Here is a 16,977-nt window from a genome sequence, read left to right as displayed (position 1 = left end):
GGACTCACGGACACGGCCGGCTTCGCAGACGACCTGCACGCCGGGCTGATCTTGTGACGGGCCATGACTGCGCCAAGGCGGCGCGACACCGGCATAACGGCGGACGGACACTGACGCATCGATCCCCGCGCCACGCGCGTCGCGGTAGCTCACTGCGAAGTACAGGAGCGCTGGTCATAGCCACTCGTTGATGGCTGCGACCAGCGCGGTCGCGTAGTAGCGGACGGCGGTGAGACCCCCGTGGAGAACTGCGGGTCGGCGTGCAGGTTGCGCGTACCGGTGCAGTCAGCCTCACGAGCGGGGGCCAGCCCCTCGCTGACGGAACTCGGGGTGCCACGGAGTTGGCTGCCTTGCCGCGGCGCATGCGCATGGTGGTGATCACCGACCGGGAGGTGGGGGTGCAGTTTTCGTGCCCCGCCCGGGTCGGCGACCGCCTCGGCATGGCGTCAGCCCAGCGGGTGGGTCGTGTCGCGAAGCGTGGTGAGGACAGGGGCGTACATGCGCGTCTTGATGGTTCCGAGGGTGTCGCCGGCCTTGCTCGCGTGGGCCTGGGCGAGTTCGAGGGCGGCGGTGCGCAGGGCGCTCTTGGCCACGGCTTGGTCGACGATTCCGGCGGCGGCGGCTTCCTGGCCGCCGAAACGGCTGGCGGAGACCATGGCGTGGTGGGCCGTTTGCGGGGTCAGCCGGGACTGGATGAGGGCGGACATGCCGGGAGTGAAGGGGATGTTGATGTCTGCCTCGGGCAGGCACCAGAAGCCCCGGTCGTCGCGCATGAGGCGGAAGTCGTGGGTCAGGGAGAACATCGCTCCGGCGGCGAACGTGTGTCCCTGCAGCGCGGCTACGGTGATCAGCGGGAGGGACAGGAACCTTGCGAACAGACCGTGGACGGAGTTGACGTAGTCCAGGCGCTCGTCGCTGTGCGCGGCGAGCCATTCGAGATCGAGACCGTTGGAGTAGAACTTCCCGGTCGCGGCGGTCACCAGGGCGCGGGGGCCTTCGGACTTCTCCACCTCGTCCAGGGCTGCGTTGACCGAGGCGATCCAGTCGGGGTGGAAGCGGTTCTCCCCGTCGCCGAGGTCGAGAACGAAGACGGCGTCGTGGCGGTCGAGCGTGGGCATGAGGGCTCCTTGGAGACGTATCGGTGGGGCAGGGCGCATTGGCCGGGTGGGGTCGGGGTCTGCTGGGTTGCATACCCGGCTGCGGGCTGTCACCTTCCGGTTGGCCGGACCGGTGGGCGCTGGGGGTGATTCCTCTGGCGTGCGCGTCTCTCCGCCGCCGGAGCGGAAGTCAGCTGGGAAGTGTTCGCCGGGCCCGGTGGCGCAGGGTGGCTGCGGCCAGCAGGCCCAGCGCCGAGGTCGCACCGGTAAGGAGGATGCCGGTGAGGGTCGGCCCTCCGGGAAGTGCGGACGCGTGGATCCAGCGGATGGCGAAATTGGTGCTTGCCGCTATGGGGAAGCTGAAGATCCATAGGCCCGGATGGAACGCGGGCTGGTGCAGTTCGGGGAGGAGGAAGGCGACGAGGAGGACGGTGAAGAGCAGGGTCCCGGCGAAGCCGTAGCCGACGGCGTCGAAGACGCCCTTGTGAGCGGCGGTCCAGGCGATTCCACCGGTCGCCGGTGGGACGGTCAGGACGGTGAGGGCCGGGCGGGCGGGCCCGGGCAGGGGGCCACCGGTGACGAGGCTGCCGAGGATGACGGTGCCGAAGGCGAGCCAGTACAGCAGCCCCACCGCGAAGGCGGCGTCGGCGACGCCGGGCAGTCTGAGGCTGGAGGCGACGGCACTGGCGACGAAGGGCGCGGAGGAGACGGGCAGCAGATAGCCCGGGTGCAGGGCGGTGGTGCTCAGGGTGCCCGTGAGCCAGTGGGCGAGCAGGCGTGCAGCGATGAAGGCGGTCAGGATGAGGAACACCGCGTAGACCCAGCGTGCCCCGGTGAGCTCGAACCGGGAGAAGTGTCCTGTGATCAGCATGCCGATGATGGGGACGTACCCGAGGGTGAAGCCATCGCCGGGATGACGCAGGTCGTGGCGCAGGTTGCGCCACCGGATCCCGCCATGGCGCAGGTACTGGGCCAGCAACATCAGCCAGATCAGTCCGCTGACGATGAACAGCGCGTCGCTGACCTGTAGAGCGGACGGAACGGTGGTCACCGCCGCCTGCCAGGCTCCGCCAAGGCCGGCGGTGCCGAGGGCGACGGACAGCAGCCTGATCCGTGCGGCACGGATCGCTTGCGGACCGTTGACGTCGGAGACGATGTCGGCGGCTGGACGCGCAGGCCCGCTGCCGCGCGGGGCCGTGCCGGTGTGCTCTGTCGTATCGAGCATGTCGGTCATGGGGGAACCTCAAGGGGATTGCCAAGGGCGCGGGCCGGGACTGGCCTGCCCGGCGGCGCGGGTCGTGGCGGGGTCAGGCGTCCATGTCCAGGACGACGCGGAAGCGGGCCTTGCCCGAGAGCATCCGCTCGTAGGCGTCCATGGCGTGGGTGAAGGGCATGGTCTCGGTGGCGGGGCGGATGCCGTGGGCGAGGCTGAAGGCGAGGTTGTCCTCGTTCTGGATCGACGACCCGGTCAGGCTGCCGGCGATGCGGCGGGTGCCGAAGATCAGGTCGGCCGTGGCGACCGTCAGCGGGTCGGGGGCGGCGCCGACCACGACCAGGCTGCCGCCCGGGGCCAGGCCGCGGACCAGGGGGTTCATGGACGTACCGCTGGATGCCGTGGCGACGATGACCGACGCGCCGCCCAGGTCGGCCAACGCCGTGCCGGGGTCGGTGAGGGTGCTGTCGATGTACTCGTGGGCACCCAGCTGCCTGGCGAGTTGCTCCTTCTCCTGGCCGCGGGCGACGGCGGCCACACGGTGTCCCAGGCTGCGTGCGTACTGCAGGGCCAGGTGACCGAGCCCGCCGATCCCCTGTACGGCGACCAGGGCGCCCGCGCGGGTGGGGGCCTGCTGGAGTGCGGTGAGCGTGGTCAGTCCGGCGCACAGCAGCGGAGCCGCCTCGACGGCGGGCATGCCGTCGGGGATGCGCACCAGTCCGCTCGCGCGGGCGTAGGCCACCTCCGCGTATCCGCCGTCGATGGTGGTGCCGGTCTGTTCCTGGTTCAGGCAGTTGACGAAGTCGCCGCGGCGGCACGGTTCGCACTGCCAGCAGTGCCCGTTCAGGAAGCCGACGCCGACGCGGTCGCCGGGCCTCCAGGCGGTGACACCCGCGCCCACGGCGTCGATCACGCCGACGATCTCGTGGCCGGGGACGACGGGGCGTGAGGGGTCGGGGCGCAGTCCCTCCACGGCCAGCACGTCGGAGTGGCAGACACCGCATGCCTCCACCCTGAGCCGGACGTGCCCGGGCTCCGGGTCGACCAGCTCGCGCTCGACGAGCCGGAGCTGGTGGACACCGGTGGCCTCGAAGGCTCGGTACGCGGACATGACGCTTCTCCTCGGTGCTGCCTCTGCCGACACGGGGAGGGCCGAGGGCTGGGGCGGGGACCGGCATCCAATATGACCGGTCACTTCAATATGACCGGTCGTTTTAAACTTAGTCAAGCAGGTCCGAGGGCCGAGCCGTGGGCCACGTGGCGTCGGGGGCGGGCGCCGCTTCCTCGGTGGCCTGGGTTTGACCTGCGGCAAGGCGACCGGACATATTGATCGGGAGGTGGTGGTGAGGATGGCACGCGCGTCCAAGCGCGAGGAGATCGCGCAGGCAGCCCTGGAGCAGTTCCGCATGCGGGGCTTCCATGCCACCGGCATCAGCGACATCACGTCGGCGGCCGGTGCTCCCAAGGGCTCGTTCTACAACCACTTCGCCAGCAAGGAGGAGAGCGCCCTCGAGGCGCTGAGCCGCTACGCCGCCGGGTTGCGGTTCGACCTGCTCGACACGCCCGGCCGCCCTGCGCTGGAGCGGCTTCGGGCGCACTTCGAGTTCCTGGGCGCGGACACGGTCGCCAGCGGCTTCGCCCGCGGATGCCTGGTGGGCAACCTGGGCGCGGAGGTGGCGGACCACTCCGAGGAGATCCGCTCCGCCGTCCAGGGCGGCTTCCAGCGGTGGGCCGCGCACATCCGGCGGGTGCTCACCGAAGCCCAGGAAGCGGGTGAGCTGGACGCCTCTCTCGACGCCGAGGAAGCCGCGCTGTTCATCCTCAGCGCTTGGGAGGGCACGCTGATCGCGGCCCGGGCCGACAAGTCCTCCGCTCCCTTCGACGCCTTCTTCCACATGGTCTTCGGCGTCCTCCTGCGCTGATCGCGGCCGGCCGCCGAAGACTCACAGGCACTGCCACCCACACTGTGGGTGCTGTGAGGGGAGAGCCTGCTCGGTCCAGACCGTCTTGCCGTCGTTGGTGTAGCGGATCCCCCAGTTGTGTGCGAGTTGGGCGCAGATGAAAAGGCCGCGGCCGCCTTCGTCGACCGACCGTGCGTGGCGCAGCCGCGGAGCGGAGGGGCCGGAGTCCTGGACCTCACAGGTGAGGGTCCGGTCGTTGATGAGGCGCAGTCGTACGGGTGGGGCGCCGTACCGCAGGGCGTTGGTGACCAGCTCGCTGACGATTTCCTGCGTGTCGTAAGCGGTGTCCTGGTCCACGCCCCAGGCCGCGAGTTGGTGCCGGACGTGCCGCCGTGCGACGGCGGGGGCGGTGGGCTCTTGGTCCAGCGGCCAGACGGTGACGCGGTCGGCGGGGAAGGGCTGGGTGCGGGCGAGAAGAAGGATGGCGTCGCCGGGCAGGGTGTCGGCGTGCAGCCGGTACAGGACGTCGTCGCACAGGTTCTGGAGGGGCCGGTCGGTGTCGGCGAGCATGCGCCGGAGCAGCTGCGGGTCGCTCGTGCCGTCGTGGCCCTGTACGGCGGACAGGAGCGAGGTCGTGTAGAGGGCGAGGACGTCTCCGTCGGCCAGGGTGACGGTGGTGGTGGCGTACGGGGGCCCTCCTCCGGCGCCGAGGGCACCACCGGCGGTCAGTTCGACGACTCGGGCGCCGGAACCGGGGCCGGCGACGACGGGCGGGGGGTGTCCGGCGGAGGCGATGGTGCACGTGTGAGTGAACGGGTCGTAGAGCACGCACAGGCACGTCGCGCTGAGGGGCTGCGTGCGTAGGGGGTCGCCGGGTGGCAGCGCCCTCCGCTCTCGTGCGAGACGTGCCGTGGCGTCGTCGAGCCGGGCGAGGAGCTCGTCGGGTTCGAGGTCCAGTGCGGCGAGCGACTGCATGGCGGTCCGCAGCTGCCCCATGGTGACGGCGGTGTGGATGCCGTGGCCGGTGACTTCCCCGACGACCAGGGCGGTTCGGGCGCCGGGCAGGGCGCAGGCGTTGGACCAGCCCCCCGCCCCTCGGTCGTCGGCCACATTCAGGCCGGCGGTCTCGATCGCGGTCTGCGAAGGAGGTGCCGGGGGCAGCAGATGGCGCTGCAGTGCCGCGGCGATGGTGTGCTCGCGGGTGTAGCGGCGGGCGTTGTCGATGCCCAGGGCGGTGTGCGTGGCCAGTTCCAGGGTGAGGGCGAGTTCTTTCTCGTCGAAACCGTCGGATCGCTGGTCGCGATAGAGGCTCAGCAATCCGAGCACCTTTCCGCGCAGCGTCAGTGGTGCGACGAGCAGGGCGCGTGCGCCGGATGCGCGAATCGCTTCGGCTCGCGCCGGATCGGCCGCCAGCCAGGGCGTGTCGGGGCTCAGGGCAATCGTGCGTGGCTTGAGGTCGGCCAGGGCCTGGGCATAAGGGGTCGGGAACGGCAGCGCACGGACGTCTCCCACCGGATGCGCGCGGGCCTGCTGATCACCGCCGGTGTTCCCGAAGGCGGCCCGGCGCAGTGGCACATCCCGTCCCAGGGGGCTCAGCGGTGGTTCCTCTCCCCGCACCACCGGCTCCACCACTTCCACCACGGCGATGTCGGCGAACCCGGGGACCAGCGCGTCGACCAACTCCTGGCAGGTGGCCACCACATCCAGGGTTTGTCCCACCCGCTCCCGGACGGCATACAGGGCCTGGACAGCACGGTGCGCCTTCTCCTGACCGGTCACGTCGTATGCCACGACCACCGCCCCCGGTGCATCGTGCAGGGGCAGCACCGAGACGGTGTGCGTGCGCTGGGGCTCGCGGTCCGTCCGCATCACGTGGTCCGTCGCCGACGTACCGTCCGCCATGGCCTGGCGCAGGATGTGCTCCAGTTCGCCGGGGGATGAAAGCGGCCACGCATCGGCCAGGGGGCGTCCTTGGATCTGCCGTGCGCTCGCGCCGGACAGGGCCTGCGCGGCAGCGTTGGCCGACACGACATGCAACTCCTCGTCCACCACGAACAGAGCCCCTGCCGTGTGGGCGGACAGCGCTTCGAGCACCGCGGTCTCCATGCCGGGCGCCATCTCGCTCGCAGGTGGCAGGAAGATCTCCCACGTCACCGAACCGTTCTCGCGCAGCGTCGGCTGCAGGCGCAGGCCACGGCGGGCGGCTCGCGCTGCAACGTCACGCCGGGCGTCATGCCTGCAGCGCTCCGCGGCATCACCGCCTGGCGCGGGGACCGGGCTGACCAGATCGGTTGCCGACCGCCCGACCACCTCGCCCGCCGGGCGCCCCAGCAACTCCTCCGCCTGGTGGCTCCACTGCACGACCACGCCTTTGCCATCCACGATCATCAGGGGCGTCTCACCGGCCACGGCAACCACCTCCGCCTTCCAGCTTGCCCGGCGGCCAGGGGCTGCGCCGCCGCAGACCGGCACCCAGCTGCGGCTCCGCGCGAAGGGTGCTACGAGAAAAGCCCCTACGACTTCCACCGGCGGACCGCACCGACCCCGCGCGCAGGCGCCGAGCGGGTGGGGCTGACCGGCGGATGCCCTCCGCCCACGCCGGTTCCGGCTGGGCTTACAGCGTCCCAGGGATCAGCGCCCAGGTGCGTGACGCCGGTGAACCTGTGAACGATGAGAGAGTCGCCTGGCTGATGAGGTCACCGCGGCTCGCCTGGCTGCGGCTGCGTCGCCGAAGCCGGGCCGCCCGATCAGTGGCCCTTCGGCCACCGCCGCCCGGCACGACCGAGCAGGAGACCGACATGAACACGTTGCTCGCAGAGGCCCTCGATGCCCATGGTGGCCTCGATCGCTGGAACGCACTCACCACGGTTCGTGCCACCATCGTCAGCGGTGGCGACATGTTCGTCATCAAGGGGATGCCGCAGGACCCCACCCCCCGGGAGATGACCGTCTGGCTGCACGAGCAGCACGCCTCCGTGATGCCGTTCGGCGCCCCCGACCAGAAGACCGACTTCACGGCCGAGCGAGTCAGCATCGAAAAGGTCGACGGCCGCGTCGTGGCCGAACGCAACGAACCGCGAAAGTCGTTCACCGGGCACGACCTCAACACCCCGTGGGACCCACTGGACCGCGCCTACTTCAACGGATACGCGCTGTGGACGTATCTCACCACGCCCTTCCTGCTGTCGATGCCCGGCTTCGCCGTAACCGAGATCGAACCATGGCGGGAACAGGACGAAATCTGGCGGGGATTGCGGGCCACCTTCCCGCCCCACATCGCCAGCCACAGCGCTCAACAGGACTTCTACTTCGGCCCTGACCATCTCCTGCGTCGGCACGACTATCACGTCGACATCGCAGGCGGATTCGCCGCGGCACAGTACGTCTACGACACCGTGGAAGCCGACGGGATCCGCCTGCCCACCAAACGCCGGGCCTACCGAAGCGATGCGGACAACCGCCCGATCCTGGAACAGACCATGGTCTCCATCGACGTCAGCAACGCTCGGTTCACCTGACGGCGGGCTCAGACACCAAGGTTGGCCAGCCAACGCAACGCGCTGAGACTCGGCAGGAACAAGTACTCGCCGCCACGGGTGATGACGAAGCGCTCGACGCCATGCAGGCGACGCCGTACCGGGCGCTGGGGGATCGTGAAGATGCCCGTGCCGTCGTTGTCGCCCGTGAGCAGGTCCTTCTCCACATCGAGGCCGGTGAAGTTGCCGTCGTTGAACCACTGCGACTTCACGAACTCGAACTGCCGGTCCAGGTGCGTGTTGACGGCGATGAACACGATGCCGCGGTCGGCGCCGTCGTCCTCCAGAATGCCGGCCGGCAGCGGCGGCCCGTAGCTGGTGCTCCGCCGGATCAGGCGGTGGAGGTCGACGTCACCGATGATCTCCGAGTCGCGCGGATTGGCACGCCTGGCGTGTGAGCCACGGGGGCAGACCGCGCCATGCGGATCGGACGCGTACAGGAAGTCATTATTGCGCTGCTCGTCCGCCCCCAGGTCCGGGTCGTCGTGCTCGGGCGCCAGGATCAGCGGGGCACCGCTCGGCCAGCGGCCCACGATCTTCGCGGCGAGCAGCGACTCCTCTTCCGGGCTGCCGGCGTTGTCGTGGAGATAGCGCCGGAAGGCGGCGACGCGCGTGTGCAGCTTCCGCCAGACCACGAACGTGCCGTTACGGCCCAGCACCTCCGGCTCCGGCATCGGCGGCAGGTTTCCGGTCTCGTCGGGATAACCCAGCACGAACTCGCCCGCCTTGAGGACGGGACCGCCGCCGGGTGGGTTGTCCGCGCCGCTGCCTTCCGCCGCTGGGTTGCTGATGCCGTCCTTGTAGCCGAAGCTGGTGCGCCCCGAGGCCAGTTGGTACAGGTCCTGCCGGTACACCACGTGAAGGCCGGGAAGCTGCGCGCGCCTGGCGGGCCCGTTCGAGGACGACGGCCAGTGACTCCTGGTCGGCGGCGACGAGGGACAGTACGACGTGGACCTGGCCGGTGCCGAAGGGGGGCTCCCAGTGTGCGGGTGCGCTCTCGCCGGTGTCGCCCAGGAACTCGGCCCGTGCCGCCATGCCCTGCCGGAACTCCTCGGGGAAGCTGTTCAGGGAGGTCTGCGGCACCTGGAGCGCCTCGAGCCCCCGGTACGTCACCGCGACGTTGAGGAGTGCCGGCAGGGGCGGTTGCCACCAGTTGGCGGCTGAGTCGACCAGTCCGGCCAGGCGTCCCATCAGCTCACGGCCGGCGCCGGGATCGTCCACCCGCAGCAGGATGTAGGTGCCGACGTACGGTGACGGCCGGGTGCGCAGCACAATGCCCTGGATCTCGTCCAGCTGCAGGGCCGGGCCCTCGACCGTCGTCATGTCGTCCCCTCGATCAGACTTCGGCCGATTTGTATCAATTTTCGGATCTACCGGTGCTGTGCGACACGGCAGGTCGCGCGATCCACGAGCGCCCGGGCACGTGGGGTCGGCCGAAGGGCGAGGTTCTGCCGCGCAAGGTCAAGGGCCCGCTGAGGGTCGGCGCCGACCGTCAGCCAGAACTCCGCCGCATGATCGGCGTACGCCTCAGGGTGGCGCGCCATCAAGTTCTCGTAGCGAGCAGCGGCGTGGGCGCGCCACAACTCCGCCTCGGCCCCCGCCTCCCGCGAGTCCAGGGTGCGGGCGAGTTGGGCCGCGTAGTGCGGATCGTCACTCACCAGCGCAAGTCGGCGCAGGCGTCCGATCGCCGCGGCGGCCCGGCCTTCGGTGCCATCGATCTCGGCGAGGTGGCCCTGCGCCGGCACGTAGGCCGGCAGGCGGCGAACCGCCGACTCCAGCCAGATGCGCGCGCGTGCGAGGTCGCCCGTGGACAGCCATTCCTGCCCGCACTGGAATTCGAGCACCGCGAGCGGGAACGGACTCACCCCGCGGTAGCCGCTTCTCGCCGCCAGGAACCACGTCTCGGCCTCGGCCACCTCCCCGCGCTCGGCGTGACAGCGGGCCAGGGCGGCCAGGGCGATGAAGTCGTGCCGTTGCGGCAGCGCGTTCTGATACCTGGCGAGTGCCTCGTCGTACCGCCCGACCGCCTGATGGACGGCAGCCCGCTCCTCGTCCAGGCTCCACCGATCGAGTCCCAGCGCAGCCGCCGCGTCGAGATCCGCCAGCGCTGCCGGGAACCGGTGAAAGAGGGCGGCCAGCCTGGCGCGGGCCATACGGGACCGCGGATCGCTCGGCGCCTGGTCGACGAACACTTCGGCCAGTGACGCGGCGCGCTCCACCTCGTCGATACGGCCCAGCACGTGCCCGCGCAGGGCGGTCAGCTCAACCAGCTCGCCCCACCCGTCACCGGTCAGGCTTCCCCGTGTCGCCTGGCCGGTAAGGCCCTCGATGCGGGCGTTGAGGTTGCCCATCGCGATCGGGCCGGCCGTTGTCGCCGGGCCGTCGGCAAGATCGAGTCGCATCCCGTTGCTCACCCAGCCGGCCGTTGCGGAACTGCCCCTCATCGGCTTGCGGCGGGCGTAGGAACGGACACGGGCACAGGCGGGTCGGGGTTGGGCGGTGCCAGATACGGGAATTCGCGGGAGGCCGGCGAGGTCGCCCGGTCGACGCCGTCGCTGATCCGTGGACCGTGGAAGGCGTTGACGATCAGCGTGTAGAGCGTGTCGATGACATCGTCGTTCAGCGTGCGGCCGCCACAGGTCGCGTGCGCCCGCCCCTCCAGCAGGGAGTGCTCGATCTCGAAGTAGCTGTCCTCGGCGTACGGCTTGGCCACGTCCACGACCAGGAAGTCGGCGAGCAGCAGGTCGGTCAGCGGATGCGTCCCGTCCTGGTCTGTCTGCCAGTCGAGCTTGCCGTCCAGACCGTCGAAGAAGGTCAGGTTGGCGTTCAGCCGCGAGCGGTAGGCGCCCAGGTAGTGCGGCCCCAGTCGGAACGGGTCTTCCTCGTTGTAGAGATCGCGCAGATCCACGATCTTGTTCGCGGTGTCGACCCCGTTCTCCGACATCAGGACGTTCTTCACCTCCGGGCGGCCGAGCCGCTCCAGGCGTACGGGATAGGGGCCGGCCGTGACGGTTTCCGCGGCAACGGCGAACACGGTCCCCGAGGCCGGCCCGAGTAGCCCGGCCACGTCAAACTCGACCGCGACGGTCAGGACATCGACTCCTTCCAGCGAGTTGGTGCCCCTCGGGAGGAAGGCGAGCCGCCGCTGCGCCCGTGTCTGAACCTCCTTGCCGACATCCATGAAGAAGGGATCCAGCCGCAACCCGGCGTAGACGCGCACGCCATGGCCCTCGCCGCCCCGCTCGTCGTTCACCTGGAACGCAACCGCCTCCCCGCCCGGGAGCACGCACGTTCCCCACTGCGTCACCTCCCCGTCGGCGTCCGACTCAACCGGGCCCGAGAACGTGCAAGTGAACGCATACTCATCGGTTCCCACCTCGAAGAGCGCATCGGGATGATCCGTCGCAATGGCTGCGGGACGGACACGGAACCGGTAGCTGGCGGCGTCGGAGAACAGAGCCCCTGGGCGGGCATTGGGAAAGACGTCCATGACGAGGACGAGCCGACCCTTTCGGGAAGGGCTGGGAAAGGCGTAGAGGTCGGCGAGGTCAATGGCTGGGTCGACCTCGGCGCGGGTACCGGAGAGGTGGTCGGACATGACGGTGCGACCTTCGCTGAAGGGCCAGGTCCGGCGATCGCGCGCCGTTGCCGGGCCGCCTGGATGATGTTCCAGGTGTCACGGCCACGGCACCTGGGACGAAAACCAACTCCTGGCGGGAGGGGCCTTCCGACGGACGGCCCGCCGAGGGGCCCTCGACCGACCGGAGCCATACCGCTAGTCGGCCGCCGCATCCAGCAACGTGTTGAACGCCTGCGTGATCTTTTCTGCCTTGGCGGTGTCCTGGACCGTCATGGTCGGATTGGAGGCGTACCACATGTCGGCCTCCACGATCTTCGTCGCCAGCCAGTCGACGATGTGCGGATCGGTCGCCCCGGGATAACCCTCCGCGACACCTTCGAACATCTCATCGAACCATGGCGCGGCGTTGGCGAAGATGTCTGCCATGTACGGCTTGAAGTCACCGTCATAGGTGACCGCGCCGATGACCTGAGTGTCGTTGTTGATGAACGTGACGCGGAAGTCGTGGACCGTGCCGACGAGCTTTTCATAGCGAAAGGCGTCGTCCTGGATCTTGGCGGCGTTCTGGCGGAACCTCTCCGCCCCGCCCGGCTGGGCATCGAAGAGAACGGTTATTTCCGCCACCTGCCCGACTCGTTTGCCGTAACCGTCGGGCTGCCTGGCCACGGTCGGGGTCGCGTCCGCCGGAGTCGCCGACGTCTCGGACCTTTGCGTCATCATGACTCCCTGTCCCTTTGATCTTCTCTCGGCCGGCCTGCGGGCTCCTTCTCCGTTCTGAGGGTGTTCGAATTCCTCTTCCTGCCAGCTTTGTCGCCCTGCGGGGCGTCGGCAAGGCGATCAGGACAGCATCGGCCGGGGGCTCAGTAAGGGTCCTCCGCTACCGGCTTTGAGTCGGAGTCGAGTCGACGGTGGCCGTCGAGGGACCGGGCCGTGGTGTGCGGTCGGTGGAGGTGGTGGGCGCCGTAGCGTTCGATGGCCAGGAGAGCGGCGTCGTCTCCGGGTTCGTGGCCGATGTGGTTCAGTAGGTCGCGGTGGAGGTGGCGTACCAGGGCTTCGGGTCCGGACGTGGGCGCGGAGGCTGCGCGCTCGGCGAGGGGGTAGAAGGCTCCTTTGGGCGAGCGGGCTTCGATGACGCCGTCGGTGTAGAGCAGCAGCGTGTCGCCGTCGTCGAAGGTGAAGGGGTCGGCGCGGTGGCTGGGGACGGACAGTTCGCACATGCCCAAGGGGGGTACGGGGCGTCGTGCGTGCAGGACGGTGACCTGGCCGTCGTGCAGCAGCAGGGGCGGCGGGTGGCCCATATTGATCATCTCGACCTGGGTGTCGTGGTCGGGGATGTCGAGCAGCAGTGCGGTGATGAAGTGCTCGCCCGCGTCGTGCTCGGTGTTGGCGACGTCCTCCAGGCTCCTGCAGACGCTCGCTTCCAGGCCCGCGGCGAGTTCGGGCAGGGTGTCGTAGCGGTGCGCGCCCTCGCGGAACGCGCCCAGCACCATGGATGCCTCACCGATGGCGGCCAGTCCCTTGCCGCGGACGTCGCCGATGATCACGCGGGTGCCGCGGTCGGAGCGGGCGATCGCGAACAGGTCGCCGCCTATGCGGGTCTCGTCCTCGGCTGCCAGGTACAGCCACGCCACCCGCAGCGGCCCGATCCGCCGGCGTGGTGGCCGCAACAGTACGAGCTGCGCCGTCTCGGCCACCGACCGTGCCCGAGTCAGCTCCCGGCTGCGCCGCTCGCGTACGTGGCAGACGAAGACGACCAAGGCGGACAGCAGGGCCAAGCCAGTGATCTGCGAAAGGTGGTTGGTTGTGGTCAGTCCGCCGTGGAACACGGCGATGAGCACCTGGGCCGCCACGGCCAGTGCTCCGACAAGGGCGGTCAGCCGCGGCCCGGCCAGGGAAGCGGTCAGGGCCGGCGCGATCACCAGCAAGGGGCCCAGGTGGACGTCCGGCGGGGAATGGATGTCCACCACCGTGATCACGACGATCAGCGCAAGGGGGATCGCCACCAACCTGCGGCCCAGCTGCTGCTCCGGGAGGCGGTCCACCGGCACACGCCCCGCGCCCATACGTATCGGTATACACCCGGCTGCAGTGCATGTCCCACGGCGAGATCTTCGCCTGGCGCCTACGCCTTCTCCACATCGCCCTGGACCGTTCGACGGCACCGGCCGGCACGCCCCGCGGCTGCCGCCAGGGCTCTCGGAGGTGGCTTGGATGGCAAAGTGCCCTTTGCATGGGAGAGACGACGGCCCAGCGGCCCCGCGAACGCTATTCACGCCAGCCACCCTTCGACGGCGGGAGCTTCGCCGCGATGGGGATCATGGAGACCCTGGTGCACACACCTCGACCGCAGAGCAGGCACAAGACTGAGGGCGCCGTATCCACCCCTCACCATGAGCGAAACCATGTCTGACCAGTAAGAACCAACCGATCCCAACCGATCGAGAGACGGCTTCCCAAGCCGCCGCTTCCCGTTTGCCAGCCGCTCCGAAGGAGCCGATGCTGAAGGAGAGGCATGCCGACCGATCGTGTGGACCGAGCGCAAGGGCTGCGGAGCTTGCGGCGTAGACCGCCGACGTGCAGGGGGACCGCGGCCTGATCAGGGAGCGGGTTCCAGATGAGGCTTGTCGTCGATCTCAACCGGTGTCAGGGATTCGCCCAGTGCGTCTTTCTCGCCCCGGACGTCTTCTCCCTCCACGGCGAGGAAGCACTGCTGTTCTCGCCTCGCTTCGACGAGGCACAAAAGGACCGGGTGGAGAAGGCCGCTGCCGCGTGCCCGGTCCAGGCCATCCTGGTCGACTACTCCGACGAGCCGACGAAGGGTGTGGAGTCCCATGTCGGCTGACACGGACGTCGAGGTCCTGCGGCGCCAGGCCCGAATTGTCGTCGTGGGCGCCTCCCTGGCCGGTCTGCGTGCGGCGGAGACCTTGCGCGACAAGGGATTCACCGGATCACTGACCATGATCGGCGACGAACCGTACGAGCCCTACGACCGGCCGCCGCTGTCCAAGCAGGCGTTGCTCGGGCGGGCACGGCCCGAGGACACGGCGCTGCCGCGGCGGCGCGACATCGACGCCGAATGGCGTTTGGGCGTCGCCGCCGAGAGCCTGGACCGGGGCGCCAAGCAGGTACGGCTGGCGAACGCCGAAACCGTCCCCTACGACCGCCTGCTGATCACGACCGGGACCAGGGCGCGGCCCTGGTTCCACCCGGAAGAGGCCGCGCTGGACGGGGTGTTCGTGCTGCGTACGCGCGACGACTCCGCGCGCCTGCGCCGGAAGCTGACCGGGGGCGTGTCCCGGGTGCTGGTGATCGGTGCCGGATTCACGGGCTCGGAGGTCGCCTCTGCCTGCCGGGAGCTCGGACTTGAGGTCACGGTCGCCGAGCGCGGGCCGGCGCCGCTGGTGGGCGCGCTCGGCGGGGTGATCGGCGCGGTCGCGGACCGGCTGCAGCGAGGGCACGGGGTCGACCTGCGGTGCGGGGTCAGCGTGACCGCCCTCGAGGGCGATGACGTGGGACGGCTCAAGCGCGCCCATCTGTCCGACGGTTCCGCGATCGACGTGGACGCGGCCGTTGTCTCGCTGGGTGCCATGCGGAACACGGAATGGCTCGCCGGCTCCGGAGTGGCCGCGGGGCCCCGGGGGATCGCGTGCGATGCCGGGTGCCGGGTGTTCGACGTGAACGGCATCGTCACCGACGACATCTACGCCGCAGGGGACGTGGCCCGCAGCCCCCACCCGCTGTTCGATTACCAGTTCCTGGCGCTGGAGCACTGGGGCAACGCGGTCGAGCAGGCCGAGATCGCCGCCCACAACATGATCTGTGCGGGTCCGGATCGCCGTCCGCACCTGTGGCTGCCGATGTTCTGGTCCACCCAGTTCGGCGTGAACATCAAGTCGGTGGGTGTTCCCTCGCTGGGCGACCAACTGGTGGTCGCCCAGGGGGCACTCGACGACGAGCGGTTCGTCGCGGTCTACGGGTACCGCGGCCGCGTCATCGCCGCGGTGTCCTTCGACGGTGCCAGGTGGCTGGGGTTCTACGAGCAGCAGATCGCGTCCGGCGCGCCGTTCCCGCCGGAGTACCGCACGGTCGACCGCCGGACCGAGACGCTGCATCCGGTCGACCCGGCCTTCCCGGATCCCCATCTGCCCACCCACGGGGCCACGGTCACGCTGACGGGTCACTCGCCGAGCGAGCGGCGTGTCGCGTTCGTTCCGGCGCATGCCTGACCACCGGCCCTGCACCGCCCGGAGCACTCAGGAGACACCATGACGTCCGGCACCCTCGTCGCGCAGATCGTCGACTACGCCAACCGGGCCGATCCGTACCCGCTCTACGCGGAGTTGCGCAAGACACCGGTCAGGCGGGAGGACGACGGCACCTACCTGGTCAGCACCTACCACGAGGTGCGGAGCCTGGCCAACGACCCGCGCCTGAGCAACGACACGAGCAACCGCCCGCCCGGCTACGCCCGCACCGGGCAGCCGGCGGCGGAGACCGGCCTGCCGCCCAGCTTCATCTTCACCGACCCGCCGGTGCACGACCGGTTGCGCGGCACCATCAACCGGCCCTTTGGACCCCCGCACAGCCCCAGGTTCCTCGACGGCCTGCGCGGAGAGCTGGCCAAGGTCGTCACCGAACTGCTCGACGCCTTCCAGGGCAAGGACCAGGTCGACATCGTCGAGGACTTCTCCTACCCCCTTCCCGTCACCGCCATCTGCAAGGTCCTCGGCGTGCCGCGCGAGGACGAACCGCGCTTCCACGTCTGGGCCGATGCCCTGGCGTCGTCACTCGATCCCCAGGCCGGCGGCGCCGACGGCCAGGAAAAGGCACAGCGGGCACGCCAGGACATGGGCGCCTACCTGACCGATCTGATCGAGACCAAACGCCGCCACCCCGGCCCCGGCATACTCAGCGCGCTCGCCCCCGACATGACACCGGCAGACCTGGAGGCCACCGCCGTGCTGCTCCTGGTCGCCGGCCACGAGACCACCGTCAACGCGATCAGCAACACGACCCTCACCCTGCTGCGCCACCCCGACGTCCTCCACCGGTTCCAGAAGAACCCGGACCTGGCCGTCCCGCTCATCGAGGAGGTGCTGCGGTACGAGTCCCCGGTCCAGTTCATCCCGTTCACCACAGCCCTTGCCGACATCGAGGTCGCCGGTACCACGATCCCCGCCGGTTCGCCGGTCTGGCTCATGCTGGCCGCGGCCAACCGCGATCCCCAACGCTTCCGGGATCCCGACCGGTTCGACCCCGACCGCAGGGACAACGAACACCTGGGCATGTACACCGGCATCCACTACTGCTTCGGCGCCCCGCTCGCCCGCATCGAACTCCACGCGGCCATCCCCGAACTGTTCCGCCGGGTCAGGTTCTCCGGGCTGCTCGAGGACCCGCCGCCGTACCGCGCCAACGCCGTGCTGCGTGGCCCCCGGCACCTTCCCGTGGCGATCGAGAGCCTCACGGCCTGAGCACCGCCGCAGGGGCCGGGGGAACTGGTCCAGCTGCGCTCTTGGCCGCGCCGCTGTTTCGTGTTGGCAGGGGTGTCAGGCCGGCCTGAGCTGTGCGTTGTCGCGGTGCTGGGGGCCGCGAGGCCCGTAGTCGATGTCCGCGCCGGTGTTGCTGCTGGTCATGACCGCGGCGGGAG

At 69.8% G+C, this 16,977-nt stretch carries 14 protein-coding genes and 1 pseudogene; 5 read left to right on the top strand and 10 right to left on the bottom strand.

Annotated features, from left to right (window positions below; translation table 11 throughout):
- Positions 1–446: 446 nt before the first annotated feature.
- The 3 genes from ACH47Z_RS45905 to ACH47Z_RS45895 form a co-directional block, all read right to left on the bottom strand.
- Complete coding sequence (locus ACH47Z_RS45905) at positions 447–1,118, bottom strand: enoyl-CoA hydratase-related protein (protein WP_399086221.1); 672 nt, start codon at positions 1,116–1,118, stop codon at positions 447–449.
- A 169-nt stretch (positions 1,119–1,287) separates the two neighbouring features.
- Entirely contained in the window at positions 1,288–2,331 is a 1,044-nt protein-coding gene (locus ACH47Z_RS45900) for a hypothetical protein (RefSeq protein ID WP_399086218.1), read from the bottom strand.
- Positions 2,332–2,404: 73 nt separating this feature from the next.
- On the bottom strand, positions 2,405–3,421 hold the full coding sequence (locus ACH47Z_RS45895; protein ID WP_399086215.1) for an alcohol dehydrogenase catalytic domain-containing protein: 1,017 nt from the start codon (positions 3,419–3,421) through the stop codon (positions 2,405–2,407).
- Positions 3,422–3,659: 238 nt separating this feature from the next.
- Here ACH47Z_RS45895 and ACH47Z_RS45890 point away from each other — a divergent pair, with 238 nt between their 5' ends.
- Positions 3,660–4,232 carry a TetR family transcriptional regulator C-terminal domain-containing protein gene (locus ACH47Z_RS45890; RefSeq protein ID WP_399086212.1) on the top strand — a complete coding sequence of 191 codons (573 nt, stop codon included), beginning with the start codon at positions 3,660–3,662 and terminating at the stop codon, positions 4,230–4,232.
- Between the two features lie 21 nt (positions 4,233–4,253).
- Here ACH47Z_RS45890 and ACH47Z_RS45885 read toward each other — a convergent pair whose 3' ends face one another.
- The gene (locus ACH47Z_RS45885; protein WP_399086209.1) at positions 4,254–6,620 is read right to left on the bottom strand and encodes a SpoIIE family protein phosphatase; all 2,367 of its coding nucleotides are present in this window, start codon (positions 6,618–6,620) and stop codon (positions 4,254–4,256) included.
- Between the two features lie 389 nt (positions 6,621–7,009).
- Between ACH47Z_RS45885 and ACH47Z_RS45880 the strand changes: the two genes are divergently transcribed.
- Entirely contained in the window at positions 7,010–7,729 is a 720-nt protein-coding gene (locus tag ACH47Z_RS45880; protein ID WP_399086206.1) for a hypothetical protein, read from the top strand.
- A gap of 8 nt (positions 7,730–7,737) precedes the next feature.
- Here ACH47Z_RS45880 and ACH47Z_RS45875 read toward each other — a convergent pair whose 3' ends face one another.
- The 6 genes and pseudogenes from ACH47Z_RS45875 to ACH47Z_RS45850 form a co-directional block, all read right to left on the bottom strand.
- Entirely contained in the window at positions 7,738–8,601 is an 864-nt protein-coding gene (locus ACH47Z_RS45875; protein ID WP_399086203.1) for a Dyp-type peroxidase, read from the bottom strand.
- A 97-nt stretch (positions 8,602–8,698) separates the two neighbouring features.
- Positions 8,699–8,938, bottom strand: a pseudogene (locus tag ACH47Z_RS45870) (peroxidase); the annotation flags it as partial.
- 179 nt (positions 8,939–9,117) lie between these two features.
- Positions 9,118–10,161 carry a tetratricopeptide repeat protein gene (locus ACH47Z_RS45865; protein WP_399086200.1) on the bottom strand — a complete coding sequence of 348 codons (1,044 nt, stop codon included), beginning with the start codon at positions 10,159–10,161 and terminating at the stop codon, positions 9,118–9,120.
- 26 nt (positions 10,162–10,187) lie between these two features.
- Entirely contained in the window at positions 10,188–11,345 is a 1,158-nt protein-coding gene (locus tag ACH47Z_RS45860) for a DUF4331 family protein (RefSeq protein ID WP_399086197.1), read from the bottom strand.
- A 177-nt stretch (positions 11,346–11,522) separates the two neighbouring features.
- Complete coding sequence (locus tag ACH47Z_RS45855; RefSeq protein WP_399086194.1) at positions 11,523–12,047, bottom strand: hypothetical protein; 525 nt, start codon at positions 12,045–12,047, stop codon at positions 11,523–11,525.
- 140 nt (positions 12,048–12,187) lie between these two features.
- Positions 12,188–13,390, bottom strand: a complete 1,203-nt coding sequence (locus tag ACH47Z_RS45850; RefSeq protein ID WP_399086191.1) for a PP2C family protein-serine/threonine phosphatase — start codon at positions 13,388–13,390, stop codon at positions 12,188–12,190.
- 551 nt (positions 13,391–13,941) lie between these two features.
- On the opposite strand from ACH47Z_RS45850, the gene ACH47Z_RS45845 reads away from it, so the two are divergent.
- The 3 genes from ACH47Z_RS45845 to ACH47Z_RS45835 are packed head-to-tail and all read left to right on the top strand — an operon-like array spanning position 13,942 to position 16,801.
- Entirely contained in the window at positions 13,942–14,169 is a 228-nt protein-coding gene (locus ACH47Z_RS45845; RefSeq protein WP_399086188.1) for a ferredoxin, read from the top strand.
- Positions 14,159–15,553: an NAD(P)/FAD-dependent oxidoreductase gene (locus tag ACH47Z_RS45840; RefSeq protein WP_399086185.1), complete on the top strand. Its 1,395-nt coding sequence runs from the start codon at positions 14,159–14,161 to the stop codon at positions 15,551–15,553. The genes ACH47Z_RS45845 and ACH47Z_RS45840 overlap by 11 nt, the downstream gene beginning before the upstream one ends.
- A 39-nt stretch (positions 15,554–15,592) precedes the next feature.
- Positions 15,593–16,801 (top strand): cytochrome P450, encoded by a 1,209-nt coding sequence (locus ACH47Z_RS45835; protein WP_399086183.1) that lies wholly within the window; start codon positions 15,593–15,595, stop codon positions 16,799–16,801.
- The last annotated feature ends 176 nt before the right edge of the window (positions 16,802–16,977 follow it).

Source organism: Streptomyces sp. NPDC020192, from assembly GCF_044388685.1.
Classification (GTDB): domain Bacteria; phylum Actinomycetota; class Actinomycetes; order Streptomycetales; family Streptomycetaceae; genus Streptomyces.
Note: the sequence above shows the minus strand (reverse complement) of the source record. Positions and strands in the feature narration are given on the sequence as shown.